Raw genomic sequence first — 20304 nt, 5'->3', positions numbered from 1 at the left:
ACGATCAGCCGCGTAGCAACGACCGCGCAGCCTCTTTCGCGGCGGGGGTGATTTCCTCGCCCGACAGCATCCGCGCGATCTCTTCGATACGCTGGCTGTCGGTCAACGCCGCCACCTCTGAAGTGGTCATGCCGCCCTGAACCGACTTCGCCACCCGGAAATGATGGCCGCCCAAGGCCGCAACCTGTGGGCTGTGGGTGACGACCAGGACCTGTGCGTCCTCGGCCAGCCGGGCGAGGCGACGGCCAACCGCATCGGCAGTAGCCCCGCCGACACCGCGGTCGATCTCGTCGAATATCAGCACCAGCGCATCATTACCGCGCGCCAGACAAACCTTGAGCGCCAGCAGAAACCGCGACAGCTCACCACCCGAGGCGATGCGGTCCAGTGGCCCGGCAGGGGCACCGGGATTGGTCGCAACGGTAAAGGCGACCATATCGCGTCCCTCTGGCCCCGGATCGCCCTCAGATATCAGGGTCGCAAAGACCGCGCGTTCCATTTTCAACGGGGCAAGTTCGGCCGCCATCGCGGCATCGAGCCGCTTGGCCGCCGCGATGCGCTGCTGCGTAAGGTCAGAGGCGGCGGCGTCATAATGCGCATCGGCCTCGTCTACGGCGGTGCGCAGGCGGGCAATATTATCCTCGCCCGCGTCGATCCGACCCAGACGGCCACGCAGTTCATCCGCGAGCACCGCCAGATCATCCGCCAGAACGCCATGTTTGCGCGCCAGCGCCCGCAGCGCAAAAAGCCGCTCTTCGGTCGCCTCAAGCTCGCGCGGGTCAAACTCCATCGCATCAAGAGCCGCCTCGACGCCTGACACCGCCTCACCCAGTTCGATCAGCGCCCGTTGCAGGGCGGCTGCGGGGCCCTCAAGCCGCCCCTCGGCACGTTCGGCGGCGCCGTCAAGCCAGCGCGCGGCGTCCAGCATCGCGCCCTCGGCCCCCTCTGTGCCCAACGCCTGCAGGGCGCGAACCACGTCCTCGCGGATGCGCTCGGCCCCTTGCATGGCGCGGCGGCGGGTATCAAGCGTGTCCTCTTCGCCCGGCTGAGGATCAAGCTTATCGAGTTCAGCCACCGCATGCCGCAGGAACTCTTCTTCGTCCTTGGCAGCTGCCAAAGCGGCCTCGGCCTCAGCCAATGCGGCCCGCGCCTCGCGCCGGGCGGCCCATGCCGCGCGGGTCGGGCCAAGGTCCGCCCCGGCAAAGGCATCAAGCAACAGGCGATGGCCACGCGGGTTCAAAAGTCCGCGGTCATCATGCTGGCCATGCAGCTCGACCAGCACCTCGGACAGGGTCCGCAACACCTCACCCGAGGCGCGCCGGTCGTTGATCCAGCCGGTCTTGCGCCCATCGGCACCGTTCACGCGGCGGATGATCAGTTCATCCGAGACCGGAAAACCCGCCTCATCCAGAAGGGTGCGGGCGGGATGATCGGGCGGCAGGTCAAAGACGGCCGTCACCTCGCCCTGAGTCGCGCCCTGCCGGACCAGATCGGCACGACCGCGCCAGCCGAGGACAAACCCAAGACAATCAAGCAGGATCGATTTACCCGCCCCAGTCTCTCCGGTCAGCACGTTCAGGCCGGGCCGGAACTCCAGCTCCAGCCGGTCGATGAGCAGCATATCGCGGATATCGAGATGCCGCAGCATCGCCCGCTTACAGCCACTTGCCCTGAATGACCTGCCGATAGACACGCGTCAGCCAGCTGTCGCCACGCGCCTCGGGCGACAGGCCGCGACCGCGCAGCTGCGCATAAGCATCGGCATAGAAGGGCGAGGAGCGGAAGTTATGGCCGAGAATCGCCCCCGCCGTCTGAGCCTGATCGTTCAGACCCAGCGCCAGATAGGCCTCGACCAACCGCATCAGCGCCTCGGGCGTGTGCGAGGTGGTCTGGAAGTCCTCGACCACCACGCGGAACCGGTTGATCGCAGCGGTGTAATGGCCGCGCTTGAGGTAGTAGCGACCAATCTCCATCTCTTTGGCGGCGAGATGGTCAAAGGCCAGGTCGAACTTGAGGATCGAGGAACGCGCATATTCCGTATCGGGATATTGCTCGATCACCTCGCGCAGCGCCTGCAGCGCCTGAAAGGTCAGGCCCTGGTCGCGGCCGATCTCGTCTATCTGGTCGTAATAGGACAGCGCCAGCAGGTATTTCGCATAGGCTGCGTCCTCATCGCCCGGATAGGTGTCGATGAACCGCTGGGCCGCGCCCCGCGCCTCTTCGTATTGGCGGGCACGGTGGTAGGAATAGGCCTGCATGATCAGCGCACGCTTGGCCCATTCGGAATAAGGGTAAAGCCGCTCGACCTCAGAGAAATACTTCACCGCATCCTTGGGCTTGCGCGAATTCTCAAGCTCGTACTCGCCGCGCTTGTAGATTTCTTCGGCAGTGAAGTTCTCGAACGATTCGGGTTCTTTGCCGCCCCCGCCCGCGCATCCTGCCAGAAGGCCCAACGACAGCACAGCCGCGACCAAGGAACCCGATCTGATGCCTGTCATTCTACCCTGCCCGTCAGAAATTCATGCCGCCGCATCAGGAAACAGCCCGTGCAGCCTGGTCGTCCTAGCACAGAAAATCTGGTTGCGCAAAATGCCAAAACCGGAAAAACAGCGATGCAGGCTGAAGCCGGCCATCACCTTCAGGCGACGGCCAGCTGACGGGTAGCAGCAGCGATTCGCTGAGCCGAGGCCAGCACCCCTGCACCGGGCAGCCGGCTTTCCATCGTCGGGGTCAGCGTCACCCATTCCCAGGCATCCGGCTGGGCAAACAGGACCCGCAGCAGCCGGTTGGTCATGGCATGGCCCGCGCGGTGGCCTGTGTAGCGCGCCAGCAGCGGCGCCCCGGCCAGCGCAAGATCGCCGACCGCATCCAGCATCTTGTGGCGTACAGCCTCGTCCCGGTGGCGCAGCCCACCCGGCGACAGCACCTTGTCGCCATCAAAAACCACGGCGTTCAGATAGGTACCGCCAAGCGCCAGACCGCTTTCCTGCATCTTCACCACGTCTGCCTTGCGGCAAAAGGTGCGGCTGTCCATGAGCTCATGCACGAAGGTGCCGTTGGCCATGTCGAGTCGCTTTTCCTGATGGCCGATGGCCGCATCGACAAAGTCGATGTCGAAATGGATCTCAAGGTGATCGGCAGGAGACAGGCGTGCATAAGCCTCACCCTGCTGAACCTCGACCTCGCGCAGTACGCGAATGGCGCGCAGCGGGGCGTTCTGCTGCCGCAGACCCGCCTCAAGAATGCCACGCACGAAGGGTGCGGAGGAACCGTCCAGAATCGGCACCTCGGGTCCGTTCACCTCGACCACAGCGTTGTTGATTCCGGTCCCGGTCAGCGCCGCCATCACATGCTCGACCGTCGAGACTGTCGCCCCCTCGCCATTGTCGAGCAGGGTGCAAAGCTGCGAGGGCGTCACATGGTCCCAACGGGCAGGAATGCGGGCGCCGTCCAGATCGGTACGCACGAACACAATGCCATGATCCACCGGCGCAGGCAGGATCACCAGCCGCACGGCTGCACCGGAATGCAGCCCGACGCCACGGAACTGCGCTTTCTGAGCAATGGTGATCTGCATGTTCTTCCCCGCCGTTCTCTGTTGACGACCCGCGCCGGGAGAATCTCCCCACGGCCGCCAGATTGAGTTAGGCACGCCCTGCAGATTGCTCAATTAACGTTTTGTAACGGCGTGAAACAATCACTCCCCCGGACTGTAACATAGCCTCAAGACCCGGGCAGACCATTGATTTTGCAAATAAAAAGGACCGCCGAAGCGGTCCCCCATGATTCTGCCACAGAAATTTTGTGATCTGCTCAATTGGCCTGACGGCGCAGGAACGCGGGAATTTCAACATTGTCGTCCGAACGATCCGGGCTGGCCAGATCATCGAACCCAGCATCAAAACCGCTGCGATTCCGCGCAGCCACACGCTCACTGACACGTTCGGCGATGGTCGAGGGCGCGGGCTTTTCCGCCTGTTCGGTATGACCCGAGATGCGCTCAAGCATCCGGCTGAGACCGGCCATGCGGCCCTGACCACGCGGCTGCTCGGCGGCCGCCTGCTGGGCGGCCTGACGCTCAGGCGCCTTTTGCACGGCGCGCGCAAGACGCTGCATCACCTCGTCCGACGGGGTACCGGCCGGGGCCTGCGGGCGGCGGGTCGGCGCGACAAAACCGCCAGCGTCACCGTTCAGAACATCGCCGGCCTGAGGCGCAGCGGGGGTCTGGCGCAGTTCCGGCTGATAGGCCGGGCGCGGCATGTCGTCGTCTTCGTGCTGCGCGGCAGGCGCGGTGGGCTGAGGGCGCGCAACAGGCTGGTGCAGGGTCGATTCGGCGACCGGAGCGGTACGGCGCGGGGGAACCGGGATATCTTCTTCGACCGCTTTCTGCGTGACCGAAGGGGTCTGGGTCAGCGGCTCGCGCATACCACGGCGCGGGGCCGGGATTTCGGCCACCGAAGCGTCGATGCCGGTCGCCACGACCGAAACGCGGATCGAACCTTCCATCTGGGGGTCGAGGGTCGAACCGACGATGATATTGGCATCGGCATCGACTTTCTCGCGGATCTTCTCGGCCGCCTCGTCCATTTCGAACAGGGTGAGGTCATAGCCACCGGTGATGTTGATAAGCACACCCTTGGCGCCGTTGAGGCTGATTTCGTCCAGCAGCGGGTTGGCGATGGCTTTCTCGGCGGCCTGAACGGCGCGGTTCTCGCCCGAGGCCTCGCCGGTGCCCATCATCGCCTTGCCCATCTCGTCCATCACCGCGCGCACGTCGGCGAAGTCGAGGTTGATCAGGCCCGGACGCACCATCAGGTCGGTCACGCCTTTGACGCCCTGATAAAGCACGTCGTCAGCCATGGCGAAGGCTTCGGTGAAGGTGGTCTTTTCATTCGCCAGACGGAACAGGTTCTGGTTGGGAATGATGATCAGCGTGTCGACAACTTTCTGCAGCTGTTCGACCCCTTCCTCGGCCTGGCGCATCCGCTTGGTGCCCTCGAACTGGAAGGGCTTGGTCACAACGCCGACGGTCAGGATGCCCATCTCACGCGCGGCCTGAGCGATGATCGGGGCAGCGCCGGTGCCGGTGCCACCGCCCATACCGGCGGTGATAAAGCACATATGCGCACCCATGAGGTGATCGACGATGTCCTCGATCGTTTCTTCGGCCGCCTTGGCACCGATGGTCGGCTTGGCGCCCGCGCCCAGACCTTCGGTCACTTTCGGGCCCAGCTGGATGCGGCTTTCAGCCTTGGACTGCTGCAGCGCCTGCGCATCGGTATTCGCCACGACGAATTCGACGCCCTCAAGCTGCTTTTCGATCATGTTGTTGACTGCGTTTCCGCCCGCGCCCCCGACGCCGAAGACGGTAATGCGCGGCTTCAGTTCCTGGTCATCATTCAGCATCAGGTGGATCTGCCGTTCCATGTCTCGCCTGCCTTACATCTGTTGCGCCGGACATCTGCGCAGTCCGGTCGAATCCCCTATGGCTCTCAGCCTAGCCAGATTCTCTCCGAGCGTCACCCGAAAAACACAGGTCGCATACCAAATATGGCGGTAATCGCCGGGGTTCTCGGCGGTATCTTGCCCAAACTCCAGCATGTGGTGGGGACGCCCGCCCACACCACCGCATCCGGGTTCTGCCTGATCACCAGTTGTTGCGGAACCAGCGATAGGCCCGGCGCAGACTGCGCGCCGGATAATGTTCGGCGGGCATGTCGAAATCCCACCATTCATCCTGCGGATGGGCCGTCAGCAGCGCCAGCCCGATGGCCGAGGAAAAGCCCGGCGCGGTCGCGTTATGCGGCAGGCCCTGAATGCGCAGCGGCCGGCCGATACGGACATTCTGTCCCAGAATGCGCGAGGCAAGGACGTCCAGCCCCGGGATCTGGCTTGACCCGCCGGTCAGGACGATCTGACGCGCGGGCATGCAATCAAACCCCGCTGCCTCAAGGATCTCACCCACTTTCTCAAGGATCTCTTCGACGCGGGGGCGCATGATGCCGATCAGATCGGCACGGCTGACGCTGCGGCGGTCGGTATCCCAGTCCCCGGTCGAACCGCCCAGTTCGATCATTTCGCGGTCATCACGGCCGGTGGCCTCAAGCCCGCCATGCAGGGTCTTCAGCCGCTCGGCCACGGCGTAGCTGACGCGCAGACCCTTGGCGATGTCCTGGGTGATCAGATCGCCGCCAAAGCGCACCGCATCGGCAAATATCATGTGCTTTTTAATGAACACCGACACGCCGGTGGTACCGCCGCCCAGATCGATACAGGCCGCGCCCAGTTCCTGCTCATCCTCGACCAGCGCAGCAAGCCCTGCGGCGTAAGAGGCCGAGGCCACGCCCGCCAGCTCCATGTCGCAGCGCCGGATACAATGGACGAGGTTCCCGGCAGCATCACCGTCGATGGTCAGCACATGCATGTCGCAGGCCAGGCGGCTGCCCGACTGGTCGCGCGGGTCCGACAGACCAGAACGCCCGTCGATGGCAAAGTTCACCGGCTGGGCGTGCAGCACCTCTCGCCCGCGCCCGAAATCGGGCACGTCGCATGAGGCCAGCACCCGCGCCACGTCGGTTTCGGTGACCTTGCCCGAAGGCAGCGTGATTTCGCCCGCCAGCCCATAGCTTGCCGGACGCGCGCCCGAGATACAGGCGATGACGTGATCTACCCGGGTTCCGGCGACCTTTTGCGCCGACTGGATCACCGTGCGGATGGCGCGTTCCGTCTCGGCCATGGTCTCGATCTCGCCATAGCGCATCCCGCGCGAACGGGTGGTGGCGGTACCGATAACCCGGAAATTCGACTGACCGGCCATAGGGCCGACGCCATCGGTTTCGCGGAACTGACTTGGACCGTCGAATTGCAGGACAAGACAGGCGATTTTCGAGGTCCCGATATCCAGAACCGCGATGACGCCGCGCTGCATCGCCTGGCGGCGCATGTTTCGCATTGCCCGCTGGCCCTGATACAGATCCTTCATATCTTCCTGCCTCTCCAAGCTGTTAGCCGCTCTTTTTCGTGCTCTTTCCACCGGATTCTCCGGCGGCTTCGACCGGTTTGCCGTCAGGCCCGATCTCGGGTTGGCCGCGCGCGCGGCGAATGGCGTTCTGGGCCTCAAGCCCCAGCCGCACCACCGGCCGTGCCTCCTGCCGCAGATCGATCACCGCGATGTCGCGTTCAAACATGTCCTGGGCGCGGTCCAGCGCAATGGCACGCTCAAGCGCCTGCAGGGCCTTGTCTTCGGGCAGCTTGATGCGCTGGCCGCGATCCAGAACCAAGTCCCAGCGCCGCTCTCCAATACGTTCCAGCCCGCGCAGACGGGGCAGGATCGGCCCGGCCGCGTCGATCAGGGCCAGCGCCTCGGGGGCGGCAAGGTCTGCGCCCTCACCCGCGATGATCGGCAGATCGCCCCGCACCTCACGCGAGGTGACCGAGGCAACGCGATGCCCGGTCTTGTCAAGCAGCTCGATCCCCCGCGCATGGCGCCACAGCACCACCGGCACCCGTTCGGTCACCACCGCCGACAGCACCCCGCCCGGCTTGATGCGCAGATCAACCGCCTCGACCGCGTCAAGCTTCAGCACCCGCTCGCGCAGCTTTTCAAGGTCGATGTCAAAGCTGGAGGCCGGCAGATCGACCGGCAACATGGCGCGCAAGCCCTTGTCCACGACCGGCGAGGCCCCTTCGATGGTCATCATCTTGACCATGAACTCCTCGCGGTGCTGGATGCGATCAACGATGGCGTTGATACCACCGGTCAGATTGGCGCGGCGCGTTTCATCGGAAAGCCACAGCCCCGCGACCATTGCCGCCAGAAAGGCCGGCAGGCCGATATGGACAAGCCGCCGCACCAGCGGACGCAGCATCATCCGGTTCAGGCGATAGGCAAGGCGCGAAGGCGCAGGATCGCGACGCGGTGCGCGGTTCAGCGCCGGGGCAGGACGCGCAGGAACGTGCCGCACCGGGGCCGGACGGCCACCGTCACCATGCCCACGGTGAAAGGGATTCAGGCCCTGCACAGCGCCTCCTCGACGATCCAGCGGCAAAGCGCGGGAAAGTCCATACCAGTATGGGCCGCCTGTTCCGGGGCCAGAGAGGTGGGCGTCATGCCGGGCTGGGTATTCACCTCAAGGATGATCAGCCCGTCCAGCCCGCGGCTTTCGTCCCAGCGGAAATCCGTCCGGGTAAGCCCCCGGCAGCCAAGCGCCTGATGCGCGCGGACGGCATAGTCGCGGCAGGCGGCGGCGATTTCGGCCGGGATATCAGCCGGGATCACATGGGTCGAACCGCCGGGCTTGTATTTGGCATCATAATCATACCAGCCTCTGGTCACGATCTCGGTGACGCCAAGCGCACGGTCGCTCAGCACAGCGACGGTCAGTTCCCGGCCCGGGGCATAGGTTTCCACCATCACCCGCGCGGGCATCTGGTCCGAGAGCTGTGGCGGACCGTTCGCGGCCTCGTGCACGATATACACGCCGACCGAAGAGCCCTCGTCATTCGGTTTAACCACATAGGGCGGGGCCATGACATGACGGGTGCGCACCTCATCGGCCAAGGCGATCACGCTATCCATGACCGGCAGCCCGGCAAGGCGCAGCACCTGTTTGGCGCGGCTTTTATCCATGGCCAGCGCCGAGGCCAGCACGCCCGAATGCGTATAGCGATAGCCCAGCCACTCTAGCAGGCCCTGAACGCAGCCATCCTCGCCCCAGCGGCCGTGCAGCGCGTTAAAGACCACGTCAGGCGCATACTCGGCCAGACGCGCGGGCAGATCCCTGCCCGCATCCAGTTCCACGACTTCAAAGCCCGCCTGCCGCAGCGCCTTCGCGCATTCACGCCCAGAGGACAGTGACACCTCGCGCTCTGCCGAGGGGCCGCCCATCAGGACCACGACTTTCGGGGCTGTCCTGCTCGACCTGCCCGCCAATTTCCGCCTCATGTCCCCGGTTGATCCGGGTATTTGTTCGGTGAGGATAGCTGTTATGGCCGAATCACAAAAGTCCCTTTTCGCATCGGGCGCGATATTTCGGGACAGGCAGGCAAGTTACGGCTCACCAATACGAATGACTTCCCATTCCAGTTGATGGCCGCTCGTCTCGCGCACCTTCCGGCGCACCAGCTCGCCTAGCGCCTCAAGGTCGGCGGCCGTGGCGCCATCGGCATTCAGCAGGAAATTGGGGTGCTTTTCAGACATTTGCGCACCGCCCAGGCGGTGGCCGCGCAAGCCCGCCTCGTCGATCAGGCGCCATGCCTTCAATTCATGGCTGTCATCGGCACGGCCGGTCGAGGAATAGCCTGCCGGATTGCGGAAGGTCGAGCCAGCACTGCGGTCGCGCGTGGGCTGGCTTGCGTCACGACGGGCAAGCTGCTCATCCATCCGGGCCGCGAGTGCCTGCGGGTCACCCTGCCCGGCGCGAAAGCGGGCCTCGGTGATCACCCAGCCTTCGGGAATTTCCGAATGGCGATAGGCCAGGCGCAGATCCGCGGCCGGGATTTCGTGCAGACTGCCGTCACGGGCGACGGCACGGACCGAGATCAGGTGATCTGCGACATAAGAACCATAACAGCCCGCATTCATCCGCACCGCACCGCCAATACTGCCGGGAATGGTCCGCAGAAAGGTCAGGTCCAGCCCCGCCTCGGCCGCGCGGCGCGCGACATGGGCGTCAAGCGCGGCTGCCCCGGCGGTAACAGTCCCGTCCTGGCATGAAATGGCGTTGAAGCCACGTCCCAGCCGGATCACCACACCACGAATACCGCCGTCGCGCACGATCAGGTTCGATCCGACGCCCATCGGGAAAACCGGCAACTCGGGATCGAGATCACCCAGGAAATCGGCCAGATCGGCCTCATCCGCGGGCTGGAACAGCCAATCGGCAGGGCCCCCGACGCGCAGCCAGGTCAGATCGGCAAGAACTCGGTTCGGGGTCAGTGCGCCGCGCGGCGAAGGAAGCGTCTGGGTCATGTCGGTTCGTTAATCAGCGTTGCGGATGCCGTCAATGCAGCCAGGGGAAAGCAGTCACTCAGCGATACTGAAACCCACCGCCAGGGTCGACAGGACCAGCAACAGCCAGATGTCCCAGCTGCCGACGGGTGGGCGTTTCGGCGCTGACCGGGCGATCCCGTCAAAGAGCCAGCGCACCCCTGCCCCCAGCAGCAGCCCACCTGCCGCGATCAGCATCAGCAGACTCATCAGCATGCCCGCAAGGCCGGGCAAATGACCGCCGGTCTTGCTTGCGCCGATCATGTAGCACAACAGGGCCGAGCCAAGCAGCAAGGCAAAGTCGATCGCAAGCTTGCCTCCGGTCCGGGCGGCAACCCGCAATGCGCCAATGATGCCGGTCAGCACCACGACCCCGGCGACGATCAGCCAGACCTCTCCCATAGCCTCGCGCTCAGCGCAGACCGCGCTGGACCAGCGCACGGCGCCGACGCCGGGGGTCAAACGGCGGCCAGACAAGCAGGGACAGGCCAAGTGCAAAGAACAGCACGCCAAAACCCGGCCCGCACAGATAGGTCAGCCAGCCCAGCACCGGCACCCCGCAAAGAACCAGCGTCCAAAAGGCCGAATAGCGCCAGCGCAGCCGCACAAAGGGCAAGAGACAGGCCATCACGCCCCAAAGGACAGCAGCAAGCGCCGCTGTGGCAGGATGGCTTGCAAGGGCGATCACGCCGCTTTCTCCGCCAGAAGTTCGGGCAGATTATTCGCCCAGGCCGAAATAGTGCCCGCCCCAAGGCAGACCACCATATCGCCGGGCCGCGCCTGTTCGGGGACCAGCCGCGCCAGATCGGTTTCGTCGATCACAGCCCGGGCATGGCGATGGCCATGGGCAATCAACCCCGCAACCAGATCATCGCGAGAGGCACCGGGGATCGGGTCCTCGCCCGCGGCATAGACCTCGGCAATGCCAACGACGTCGGCCTCGTTGAAGCAGGTGCAGAAATCGTCAAACAGGCTCGACAGCCGCGAATAGCGATGCGGCTGGTGCACTGCGATGACGCGTCCCTTGGTCGCCTGCCGCGCGGCCTTGAGCACCGCCGCGATTTCGACCGGATGATGGCCATAATCATCAATGATCGTGACCCCGTTCACCACGCCAACGCGGGTAAAGCGGCGGCCAACGCCTCCGAACCGGGCCAGCGCCTCGCGGATCTGGGCACGCTTCATGCCCAGATGGCGGGCGACCGCCACGGCCGCAAGCGCATTCGAGACGTTATGATCGCCCGGCATCGGCAGGGTGCAGCCCTCGATCACCGGGACATCGCCGCCATTCAGATCGGCCTCGGCCTGCAGAGCGATATCGAAATGTGCTACTCCGTCCTCATAGCGCAGGTTCATCGCCCGCACATCGGCCTGAGCGTTAAAGCCAAAGGTGACAACGCGGCGGTCCGTCAACCGGCCGACCAGCGCCTGCACCTCGGGGTGATCGGTGCAGCAGACGGCAAGGCCATAAAAGGGAATGTTCGAGACGAAATCCTGAAAGCCCTTGCGCAGCGCGTCAAAGCTGCCCCAATGCTCCATATGCTCGGGGTCGATATTGGTGACGATGGCGATGGTCGCGGGCAGACGGTTGAACGAGCCATCCGATTCATCAGCCTCGACCACCATCCATTCGCCAGCCCCGGCACGGGCGTTCGAACCATAGGCGTGGATCACGCCGCCGTTGATGACGGTCGGGTCAAAACCGCCGGCGTCCAGCAGGGTCGCCACCATGGTCGTCGTCGTGGTCTTGCCATGGGTCCCGGCAATGGCGACGTTGGATTTCAGCCGCATCAGTTCGGCCAGCATCTCGGCCCGGCGCACGACGGGCAGACCGCGGCGGCGCGCCTCTTCCAGTTCGGGGTTGCCCTTCTTGATCGCGGTCGAGATGACGACGACGCCCGCATCGCCAATATTCTCGGCTCTCTGCCCTTCAAAAACGGTGGCGCCAAGGGCCTCAAGCCGGTCGGTGATCCTTGAGCGTTTCGCATCCGACCCCTGAACCGTATAGCCCAGCGTCATCAGCACTTCGGCGATACCAGACATGCCGATGCCGCCGATGCCGATAAAGTGGATGGGGCCCAGTTCGCCGGGAAGTTTGGTCGCTGCGTTCATCGGGTCAGTTCCGTCACTAGATCTGCAAGGCGCTGCGCCGCATCCGGGCGACCCAGCGAAAGCGCCGCCGCTGCCATGCCGGTGGCGCGGGCGCTGTCGGAAAGGATATCCCGCATGTCGCGCCTGAGGCTTTCGGCGTCAAGCACGGATTCGGGCAAAAGGATCGCCGCGCCCGAATCCGCCAGCGCACGGGCATTGGCGCTTTGGTGGTCCCCGGTGGCGGCGGCATAAGGGATCAGGATGGCCGGACGGCCGATCACAGTGATATCCGCAATCGACGAGGCGCCGGCTCGGCTGATCACCAACTGGCACGAGGCAAGCCGTTGCGGCACGTCCTCGAAAAACGGGCGCACCTCGGCGGGAATGCCGGCGGCTAGATAGGCAGCGGTCACGCGCTCGACATCCTCGGCGCGGGCCTGATGGCTGACCGACAGCCGGGCGCGCATCGCATCAGGCAGGCCGGCGACGGCAGCGGGCACGGTGTCGGAAAGCACGCGCGCGCCCTGACTGCCGCCAATGACCAGAAGGTTCAGCGCCCCCTCTTCGGAGGCAGGCGTATAGGCAGCCCCCGCCTGATCCAGCACCGCCTGTCGCACCGGGTTGCCGGTATGGAGGCCCTTCACCCCGGATGGCAACCGGGTCGGCCAGGTGCCGCAGGCGACGCGATCAACGCGGCGGGCAAAAGCTGCGTTGACGCGCCCCATGATGCCGTTCTGTTCATGAACCATGCGCGGGATCCGCAGCGCCAGCGCCGCCGACATGGCCGGAATGGTCGGATAGCCGCCAAAGCCTACGACCACGGCGGGCCGGTCGGCACGCAGCGCGCGGATAGCGGCAAGGACCCCCGCCCCAATGCGGAACGGCACGGCCAGCTTGGCCAGCGCCCCGCCACGTGCGGTGGTGGCCGAGCTGACGACCTCGCGCACGACCTCTTGCGGAAAGGCCCCGGCATAACGCGCGCCGCGTTCATCGGTGGACAGCTTTACCCTCCAGCCGCGTTCCAGCAGGACCTCGGCCAGCGCCTGAGCGGGAAACATATGGCCTCCGGTACCGCCTGCTGCAATCAGGCAGAGCGGCTGGCCTTGAGTCTGTACGGCGCTCATCCCCGACCTCGGCCCAGCACGTCGCCAATGCGACCCTGAGGACGGGTGCGGGTCAGCGCAAGCAGCATCCCCGCCGCAATCCCCGAAGCGATGACCGAACTGCCGCCATAGCTGATAAAGGGCAGCGTCATGCCCTTGGCAGGCAGCAGCCGCACCGCAACCCCCATGTTGATCAGCGCCTGCACGCCAAAGGCACAGGCAAGTCCCGTCCCGGCGATACGGGCAAAGGGGTCGCGTTCATTCTGCAGGCGCAGAAGCGAACGGATAACGATGGTCGCGTATAGCGCAATGATGATCAGCACCAGGATCAGGCCATATTCCTCGGCCGCGACGGCGATGATAAAGTCGGTATGCGCGTCCGGCAGCGACCATTTGACCGAGCCTTCGCCCACGCCAACGCCAAAAAAGCCGCCCTCCTGAATGGCGTTGGTCGCATAGCCCAGCTGGGTGCGCGGATCGACCTCGGCAGCAAGAAAGCCGTTGATCCGGCGGGCAAAGTGATCAGAGGCGCCATAGGCAAAGACGCCCCCCATCATCGCCATGCCAAGCACGCCGAAAAGCAGATAAAGCGGCGCGCCGGCGATGAAATACATCACGCACCACGAAAAGAGCACCAGCGAGGCCTGACCAAAGTCAGGCTGCAGCGCAAGCAGCACCACGACCACGCCTGCCAGCACCGCCGAATAGGCACGGCCGGGCGGACCTCCGACCTCCTGGCTTGCTGCCATGAACCATGCGCAGATGGCGACAAAGCAGGGCTTCAGAAACTCGGACGGCTGCACCGACATGCCACCCGGCAGCCGCAGCCAGCGCACCGCGCCCTTGCCGAAGTCTGTGCCGATAAAGGGCAAAAGCAGGATCGCCGCCATTGCAACGGCAAAGCACAGGACCCCAAGCCGACGCACCTGCCGGGGCGAAAAGGTCGAGACGACCAACATCACCCCCAGCGCCATGGCACCAAAGACCGCCTGACGGCTGACGTAATAGAATTGCGGCAGGCCGTTCTTTTCGGCAAGCGGCACCGAAGCCGCCAGCCCCAAAAGAAGCCCCACCGCAAATAGCCCCAGCACGCAGGCCAGGGACCATCGGTCCACCGTGCGCCACCATCGGGGAAGAATCGGATCACCAGCCCGCACGGGCGTGGTGCCAAAGACCATCTCGGTCATGGGATACCGCCGTCACTGCCTCGAATTGATCGCCCGTTTGCCGGGTCTGACTGAAAGCATAGCGCGATTGGCCGTCCGACGCTACTGCGGATTCACTGACGCGGCGACAGGGGCGGATCACATCGCGCTGAGCCCGCCAGCAGGTGACAGGCCGCAGGTCTGTGCGGCACCCCCGCCGCAGGATCAGGGCCAGCTTGCACGGCCCCCTTTTCCTCGGCCCCTTGGGGGACTAACTATCGCCAAGCCCAGCAAAAGGAAGGCCCATGCTGTACCAGACCAAAGCCGAATGGCTGGCCGCCCCGAAAAAGCGCGTGCTGTTCTTTGGCATGTCGGGTCTGGGCAAGACTTTCCTTGCCTCGATGCTGCGCGCCTCGGGTGACTGGTTCCACTATTCGGTCGATTACCGCATCGGCACCCGCTACATGGGCGAGCTTATTGCCGACAACTTCAAGCGCGAGGCGATGAAGGTCCCCTTTCTGCGCGAATTGCTGCTGTCGGATTCGGTCTATATCGCCTCGAACATCACCTTCGAGAACCTTGCGCCGCTGTCGACCTATCTGGGCAAACCGGGCAGCGTCACCCGCGGCGGACTTGAGTTCGAAGAATACATGCGCCGCCAGGCCCAGCACCGCACCGCCGAGATCGCGGCATTGCTGGACACCGGGCATTTCATCCGCCGTGCCGAAGAAATCTACGGGCTTGAGCATTTCGTTTGCGACTCTGGCGGCTCGGTCTGCGAAGTGGTGGAGCCGTTCGCTGATGGCGACCCGGTGCTTGATGCGCTGGAACGGGAGTTACTGCTGATCTGGATCAAGGGTTCGGACGCGCATACCGAGGAACTGGTGCGCCGCTTCGACCGCGCGCCGAAACCGATGTATTACCAGCCCGCGTTCCTTGACCGCGCCTGGACCGATTACCGGGTCGAAAAGGGCCTGCGCGAGGATCAGGTCAACCCCGACGACTTTATCCGCTGGACCTATGCCCGGGCGCTTGCGCATCGCCAGCCCCGTTACGAGGCCATGGCCCGGCGCGGCGTGACGCTGCTGGCCGAAGAGGTCGCGACCGTAAAAACCCCGGAGGATCTGATCGCCCTGATCGGCCAGGCGATCGAAAGACAGTCACCGACTGAAAGGACGCATGATGCCCATCACCCTGCCTAATGACCTGCCTGCCTTTGACATCCTGTCGAACGAAGGCGTCATGGTCATGTCGCCGGGCCGGGCCGCGACCCAGGATATCCGGCCCCTGCGCATCGGGCTGCTGAACCTGATGCCGAAAAAGATCCAGACCGAGAACCAGTTCGCCCGGCTGATCGGCGCGACGCCGTTGCAGATCGACTTTCAGTTGATCCGCATGTCGGATCATGAAAGCCGCAACACCGCCGCTGATCACATGGCAGCCTTCTACCGCCGCTTTTGCGAGGTCGAGGCGACGGGCGAAAAATTCGATGGCTTGATCATCACTGGCGCGCCGGTCGAGCACCTGCCCTTTGAAGAAGTCACCTATTGGGATGAGTTGAAGCGGGTCTTTGACTGGACCCAGACCCATGTGCATTCGACCTTTGGCGTCTGCTGGGGCGGCATGGCGATGGCATGGCACTTTAACCGGCTGCCGAAACACATATTGCAGGAAAAGGCCTTTGGCTGTTTCCGCCACCGCAACCTTGCGCCGGCCAGCCCCTATCTGCGGGGCTTTTCCGATGATGTGCTGGTCCCTGTCAGCCGCTGGACCGAGGTAAGCCAGGCCGACGTCGATGCAAGGTCGGGGCTAAAGACGCTGATCGCATCAGATCAGGTCGGGCCCTGCCTGATCGAGGATGCGGCGCATCGCGCGCTCTATGTCTTTAACCACTTTGAATATGACAGCACGACGCTGAAGGACGAATACGACCGCGACGTCGCGGCAGGCAAGCCGATCGACGTGCCGGTGAATTACTACCCCGACGACGACCCGTCGCAGGCACCGATGAACCGCTGGCGCAGCCATGCGCATCTGCTTTACGGTAACTGGATCAACGAGATCTATCAGACGACCTATTTTGACCTGAACCGCATCGGCGAGGCATGATCCCATGACACGGAACGGCAAAGACGCAAATGACAATCTGCCGGACCTGCCTTTCGTCGGCGCCATCACGCGCTATCTGGAAAAGGACGCCCCCGCCGCGCTGCGCAAGGCCATCGCGGCAGGCAAGGACAAACAGGTGCTTGACCCATCATATCCTTACCCCGAGGAAATGAAGGGCAAGGACTATGATGAACAGATGGCCGGGCTGCAATTGCAGCTCGTGCGGCTGATGCATGACGTCATCCGCGAGGGCAAGCGCATGATCGTGCTGTTCGAGGGGCGCGACGCTGCCGGCAAGGGCGGCACGATCGAGCGCGTGCGCGAGAACCTAAACCCGCGCTCAGCCTATATCGTCGCGCTGCCGAAACCCAACGAGCGCGAGGCGGATGAGTGGTATTTCCAGCGCTATGTCGATTGGCTGCCCGCCCGGGGCGAGATCGCGCTTTTCGACCGCAGCTGGTACAACCGCGGTGTGGTCGAAAAAGTCTTTGGCTTCAGCTCGAATGCGCAACGTGAGACCTTCTTTCGCCAACTGCCGCTGTTTGAAAACATGCTGGTCGATGACGGGGTTATCCTGGTCAAACTGTGGCTCGAGGTTGGCCGGGCCGAGCAGCTGCGCCGTTTCCTGGCGCGCGAGCGTGATCCGCTGAAGCAATGGAAGCTCAGCTCGATTGACGTCGACGGGCTGGCGAAATGGGACGATTACAGCGCGGCGATCCGCGACACGCTGCTGCGCAGTCACTCAGGCATCGCGCCCTGGACGGTAATCCGCGCCGATGACAAACGCCGCGCCCGGATTGCCGCAATCCAGACCATCCTGCGGTCGGTCGAGTTCAGGGGCCGTGACGATCGACTGATTGGCCAGCCCGACCCGCAGATCACCGGCGGACCCGAGATCCTGCCGGAATGAGGGGCGCGCGGATGCCGGATCGGACGCTTACCCCCGAACGCAGGCCGCGCCTTTTTCTGGTGGCAGCATGGATGATGGCGGCCCTCTGGCTTGCGATGCTGACACCCGCCGGGGCGCAAACGCTGCCTGACTGGCAGGACCCGCAGATCAACGACTTTGCCGGGCTTTTGACACCCGAAGATGCCCGGGCGCTTGATGGGGCGCTGACCGCCCTGCGCGATCAAACCGGGGTCGAGGGCACGGTCGTCACCCTGCCTGACCGCGCCCGCTACGGCGGCACGGACGGGCTTGAAGCCTTTGCCACCCGGCTTTTCAACCATTGGGGCGTCGGCGACGCGACCCGCAACGACGGCTTCATGGTGCTGGTGCTGTCTGAAAACCGCGAAGCGCGGATCGAGCTGGGACGCGGCTATGAAAACGACGCCGACATCCTTGCCCAGGAAATCATGCGCAACACCATGCTGCCTGCCTTTCGTGACGGGCAAATGTCGCGCGGCATCCGCGAAGGCACCTTGGCAGCAATCGACCTGATCGCCCGACCGACAGCGGCAGGACAGCCGGTCCGCGCCCCGAAAACAAGCATTGTCGACCGCATCGTGCCACTGTTGTTCGGCGGGGCGTGGCTTGTGATCCTTGGCGGCATTGCGCGGCAGGCATGGCGGCGCAATCGCTGCCCGCAATGCCGCCGGCGTGGACTGGAGACACAGGCCACCCCCCTTGAGACCCCGCTGCCGGAAGGCGGGCATATGGTCTCGCATGAAACCGTGACGCGGCGGTGCCCGGCCTGCGGCTGGTCCGAAAGCCGTGAGCGTCTGCGCCCGCAGACCGTCTGGTATGGACCGACCGGCACCGTGCTGCGCAGCGAGCGGACACCGGGCTATCGCAGCCACTCGGGCGGGTCCCCGGGCTTTGGCGGCGGCTCATCGCGCGGTGGCGGGGCCTCGGGCCGCTGGTAGGCTCTGTCATGCTTGCGAGCTTGGCGTGAGGCGGCTAGCGTCAAGCCAGAGTGCCTCAAGGAAAGCTCCGACATGAAACCTCTCCGCTTCCCCGCCCTTGCCCTTGCGCTGGCCAGTTCCAGCCTGACCGCTGCATGGGCCGCCGATCCTGAACTGACGGTCTTTGACTGGGCCGGGTTCGAAGAGCCGGTGATCTTTCAGGGCTATATCGACCAGCATGGCGACAGCCCGACCTTCGCCTTTTACGGCGATGATGACGAGGCCTATCAAAAGCTCTCGTCCGGCTTCAAGGCGGATGTCGCCCACCCCTGCTCGCAGATGGTGTCGAAATACCGTGATGCCGGCCTGATCGAGCCCTGGGACGTCTCGAAGATCCCTGCGTTCGAGACCATCGACGCGAAGTTCCTGAATTCTCCGATCTTCAAGGACGATCAGGGCGTCTGGTACATCCCGACCGACTGGGGTGCGACCGCCATCGCCTATAACAAGGACACCGTCCCGGCCGAGGATGTCGCCAGCCTGAACGTCTTTATCGACCCGAAATATCAGGGCCGCACCTCGCTGCCCGATTCGGCCGACGATACCTGGGCGCTGGCCTATCTCGCCACCGGCACCACGGATTGGACGCAGGTGACGGATGAACAGTTCAAGGCGGCCGCCGACTGGCTGCGTCAGGCCCATCAGAACGTCGCCGCCTATTGGGCCGATCCGGCCGAACAGGCACAGCTGATGGCATCGGGCGCGGTAGATGTGGCCTGGTCCTGGAACGACGCGGTGGTTCTGCTGGAAAACGACGGCTTCCCGGTCGGTTTCCAGCGTGCGGCCAAAGAAGGCAGCTCGACCTTCTTCTGCGGGTTCATCAACCTCAAGAACGGGCCGGGCAAGGAAGACAAGGCCTATGACTTTATCAACGCTTGGCTGGCACCCGAGGCAGGCAAGGGCCTGCTTGACACGATCGGCTATGGCCACACCTCCAACGTCGCCATGGAGACGATCAAGGACGAGCCTGCGGTGCAAGAGGGGCTTTCGCCCGTCGACGCCCCGATTCTTTCGCAAACCCCGAACGATCCCCAGCAGCGCGAGCGTCAGCTGCAAGAGTTCGAAAAAATCAAGGCCGGCTTCTGATCGCCGCCTGATGCGCTCTGCCCCGGCAGGGCGCATCAGCTACCGCGCGGGAACAAGCCAAATAACCGCCGCCCAAGCGGTGATTTTGCAGAATGTTCCCCGCACGCGTGGCGATAGACCGGTCAGCGCATCCTGGCCGCGCGCATCACCCACACGTTCGACGTAAACGCGGGATGGGATCCCGGACGATGTGAGCGGGATCACGCCACAGATGGGTGCCCGTGTGGACGACGGTCGATTTCCTCAGCACGGAACTCACCGGCACGTGTTCCTCCCTATGCGGTAATGACCGGCCAGTCAGGTATGCAGCGGCGGTCGGCCCCATCTCCCTGACATCCGCTCCCTTGCGTGTCTGCTGGGCCGCGCCTATATTCCGCCTGCTCGGGTTCGCCCGGGCTATGGGCATAAACGCGCAGGTAATAAGCGGATCGGACCCGGGGGCGGTACCCGGCGGCTCCACCAAAAACCCTCGTTGGGGGCATCTGGGGCCGAAACAGGATCGACGAACGTCTAAAGCTGTTGCTTTGTCTCGGTGAGCTACCACCGTTATCGGTGCAAAAAGTACAGTTGCCAACGACAACCGTGCTCCGGTCGCTCTGGCTGCGTAAGCAGCTCGGGTAACCGAAACTTAAGCCCTTGCGCCTAGCAGCGTAAGGCGGGGCCCGCAGGAGCCTGGCAACAGAATCCTGCACTTTATTATTCCCCTCATGCGGCGCTGTTTTCCTTGGGCTTCTGCTGTCCAGTTTTGCGAAGTTTTACCGTTTGCGTTCACGATAATCCCTCAGAATGGTGTGAGCGTCGGCCTTCGTGTCCTCGTGACGGCAGTACCGCTGGACCATTTCCGCCGACATGTTGATTTCCGTCGAGACGTGACCCG

Annotated in this window: 18 protein-coding genes and 1 other RNA gene; 6 read left to right on the top strand and 13 right to left on the bottom strand. The window is 64.1% G+C overall.

Annotated elements, in window-relative coordinates; translation table 11 throughout:
• Window positions 1–4: 4 nt before the first annotated feature.
• From recN to PARACOCCUSGL_RS0114495, 13 genes are all read right to left on the bottom strand, one after another.
• Window positions 5–1648: a DNA repair protein RecN gene (gene recN, locus PARACOCCUSGL_RS0114560; protein ID WP_010397996.1), complete on the bottom strand. Its 1644-nt coding sequence runs from the start codon at window positions 1646–1648 to the stop codon at window positions 5–7.
• Window positions 1649–1655: 7 nt separating this feature from the next.
• A complete protein-coding gene (locus tag PARACOCCUSGL_RS0114555) occupies window positions 1656–2498 on the bottom strand; it encodes an outer membrane protein assembly factor BamD (protein ID WP_010397995.1) in 843 nt (280 codons plus the stop codon).
• A 140-nt stretch (window positions 2499–2638) separates the two neighbouring features.
• Window positions 2639–3577, bottom strand: a complete 939-nt coding sequence (gene lpxC, locus PARACOCCUSGL_RS0114545) for a UDP-3-O-acyl-N-acetylglucosamine deacetylase (RefSeq protein ID WP_010397993.1) — start codon at window positions 3575–3577, stop codon at window positions 2639–2641.
• A gap of 236 nt (window positions 3578–3813) precedes the next feature.
• Window positions 3814–5427, bottom strand: coding sequence for a cell division protein FtsZ (gene ftsZ, locus PARACOCCUSGL_RS0114540; protein WP_010397991.1), 1614 nt, complete (start codon window positions 5425–5427; stop codon window positions 3814–3816).
• 220 nt (window positions 5428–5647) lie between these two features.
• Window positions 5648–6982: a cell division protein FtsA gene (gene ftsA, locus PARACOCCUSGL_RS0114535; protein ID WP_010397988.1), complete on the bottom strand. Its 1335-nt coding sequence runs from the start codon at window positions 6980–6982 to the stop codon at window positions 5648–5650.
• A 22-nt stretch (window positions 6983–7004) separates the two neighbouring features.
• The gene (locus PARACOCCUSGL_RS0114530; RefSeq protein ID WP_010397986.1) at window positions 7005–8021 is read right to left on the bottom strand and encodes a cell division protein FtsQ/DivIB; all 1017 of its coding nucleotides are present in this window, start codon (window positions 8019–8021) and stop codon (window positions 7005–7007) included.
• The gene (locus PARACOCCUSGL_RS0114525; RefSeq protein WP_050804199.1) at window positions 8009–8944 is read right to left on the bottom strand and encodes a D-alanine--D-alanine ligase; all 936 of its coding nucleotides are present in this window, start codon (window positions 8942–8944) and stop codon (window positions 8009–8011) included. Before PARACOCCUSGL_RS0114525 ends, PARACOCCUSGL_RS0114530 begins: the two co-directional genes overlap by 13 nt.
• Before the next feature lie 105 nt (window positions 8945–9049).
• Complete coding sequence (gene murB / locus PARACOCCUSGL_RS0114520) at window positions 9050–9970, bottom strand: UDP-N-acetylmuramate dehydrogenase (RefSeq protein ID WP_010397982.1); 921 nt, start codon at window positions 9968–9970, stop codon at window positions 9050–9052.
• A 54-nt stretch (window positions 9971–10024) separates the two neighbouring features.
• Window positions 10025–10429 (bottom strand): hypothetical protein, encoded by a 405-nt coding sequence (locus tag PARACOCCUSGL_RS0114515; protein WP_227493514.1) that lies wholly within the window; start codon window positions 10427–10429, stop codon window positions 10025–10027.
• On the bottom strand, window positions 10401–10676 hold the full coding sequence (locus PARACOCCUSGL_RS0114510; RefSeq protein ID WP_010397979.1) for a DUF2484 family protein: 276 nt from the start codon (window positions 10674–10676) through the stop codon (window positions 10401–10403). Before PARACOCCUSGL_RS0114510 ends, PARACOCCUSGL_RS0114515 begins: the two co-directional genes overlap by 29 nt.
• On the bottom strand, window positions 10673–12100 hold the full coding sequence (gene murC, locus PARACOCCUSGL_RS0114505; RefSeq protein ID WP_010397977.1) for a UDP-N-acetylmuramate--L-alanine ligase: 1428 nt from the start codon (window positions 12098–12100) through the stop codon (window positions 10673–10675). The genes PARACOCCUSGL_RS0114510 and murC overlap by 4 nt, the downstream gene beginning before the upstream one ends.
• A complete protein-coding gene (murG, locus tag PARACOCCUSGL_RS0114500; RefSeq protein WP_029372338.1) occupies window positions 12097–13203 on the bottom strand; it encodes an undecaprenyldiphospho-muramoylpentapeptide beta-N-acetylglucosaminyltransferase in 1107 nt (368 codons plus the stop codon). Before murG ends, murC begins: the two co-directional genes overlap by 4 nt.
• Window positions 13200–14369 (bottom strand): putative peptidoglycan glycosyltransferase FtsW, encoded by a 1170-nt coding sequence (locus PARACOCCUSGL_RS0114495; protein ID WP_010397972.1) that lies wholly within the window; start codon window positions 14367–14369, stop codon window positions 13200–13202. Before PARACOCCUSGL_RS0114495 ends, murG begins: the two co-directional genes overlap by 4 nt.
• A gap of 263 nt (window positions 14370–14632) precedes the next feature.
• On the opposite strand from PARACOCCUSGL_RS0114495, the gene PARACOCCUSGL_RS0114490 reads away from it, so the two are divergent.
• The 6 genes from PARACOCCUSGL_RS0114490 to ssrA all read left to right on the top strand — a co-directional run bounded on the left by PARACOCCUSGL_RS0114490 (window position 14633) and on the right by ssrA (window position 20120).
• The gene (locus PARACOCCUSGL_RS0114490) at window positions 14633–15529 is read left to right on the top strand and encodes a hypothetical protein (protein WP_010397969.1); all 897 of its coding nucleotides are present in this window, start codon (window positions 14633–14635) and stop codon (window positions 15527–15529) included.
• Window positions 15510–16436 carry a homoserine O-succinyltransferase gene (gene metA, locus PARACOCCUSGL_RS0114485; protein ID WP_010397967.1) on the top strand — a complete coding sequence of 309 codons (927 nt, stop codon included), beginning with the start codon at window positions 15510–15512 and terminating at the stop codon, window positions 16434–16436. The genes PARACOCCUSGL_RS0114490 and metA overlap by 20 nt, the downstream gene beginning before the upstream one ends.
• A gap of 4 nt (window positions 16437–16440) precedes the next feature.
• On the top strand, window positions 16441–17346 hold the full coding sequence (gene ppk2, locus PARACOCCUSGL_RS0114480) for a polyphosphate kinase 2 (protein ID WP_010397965.1): 906 nt from the start codon (window positions 16441–16443) through the stop codon (window positions 17344–17346).
• Window positions 17347–17357: 11 nt separating this feature from the next.
• Window positions 17358–18302, top strand: a complete 945-nt coding sequence (locus PARACOCCUSGL_RS0114475) for a YgcG family protein (protein ID WP_010397963.1) — start codon at window positions 17358–17360, stop codon at window positions 18300–18302.
• A gap of 72 nt (window positions 18303–18374) precedes the next feature.
• Window positions 18375–19427 (top strand): ABC transporter substrate-binding protein, encoded by a 1053-nt coding sequence (locus tag PARACOCCUSGL_RS0114470; protein ID WP_010397961.1) that lies wholly within the window; start codon window positions 18375–18377, stop codon window positions 19425–19427.
• A 340-nt stretch (window positions 19428–19767) separates the two neighbouring features.
• Window positions 19768–20120: a transfer-messenger RNA gene (gene ssrA, locus PARACOCCUSGL_RS21555) on the top strand.
• Window positions 20121–20304 lie beyond the last annotated feature (184 nt).

Source organism: Paracoccus sp. TRP (assembly GCF_000185925.1).
GTDB classification, from domain to species: Bacteria; Pseudomonadota; Alphaproteobacteria; order Rhodobacterales; family Rhodobacteraceae; genus Paracoccus; species Paracoccus kondratievae.
The sequence above is the reverse complement of the archived record's forward strand: the minus strand, read 5'-3'. Positions and strand labels throughout refer to the sequence as shown.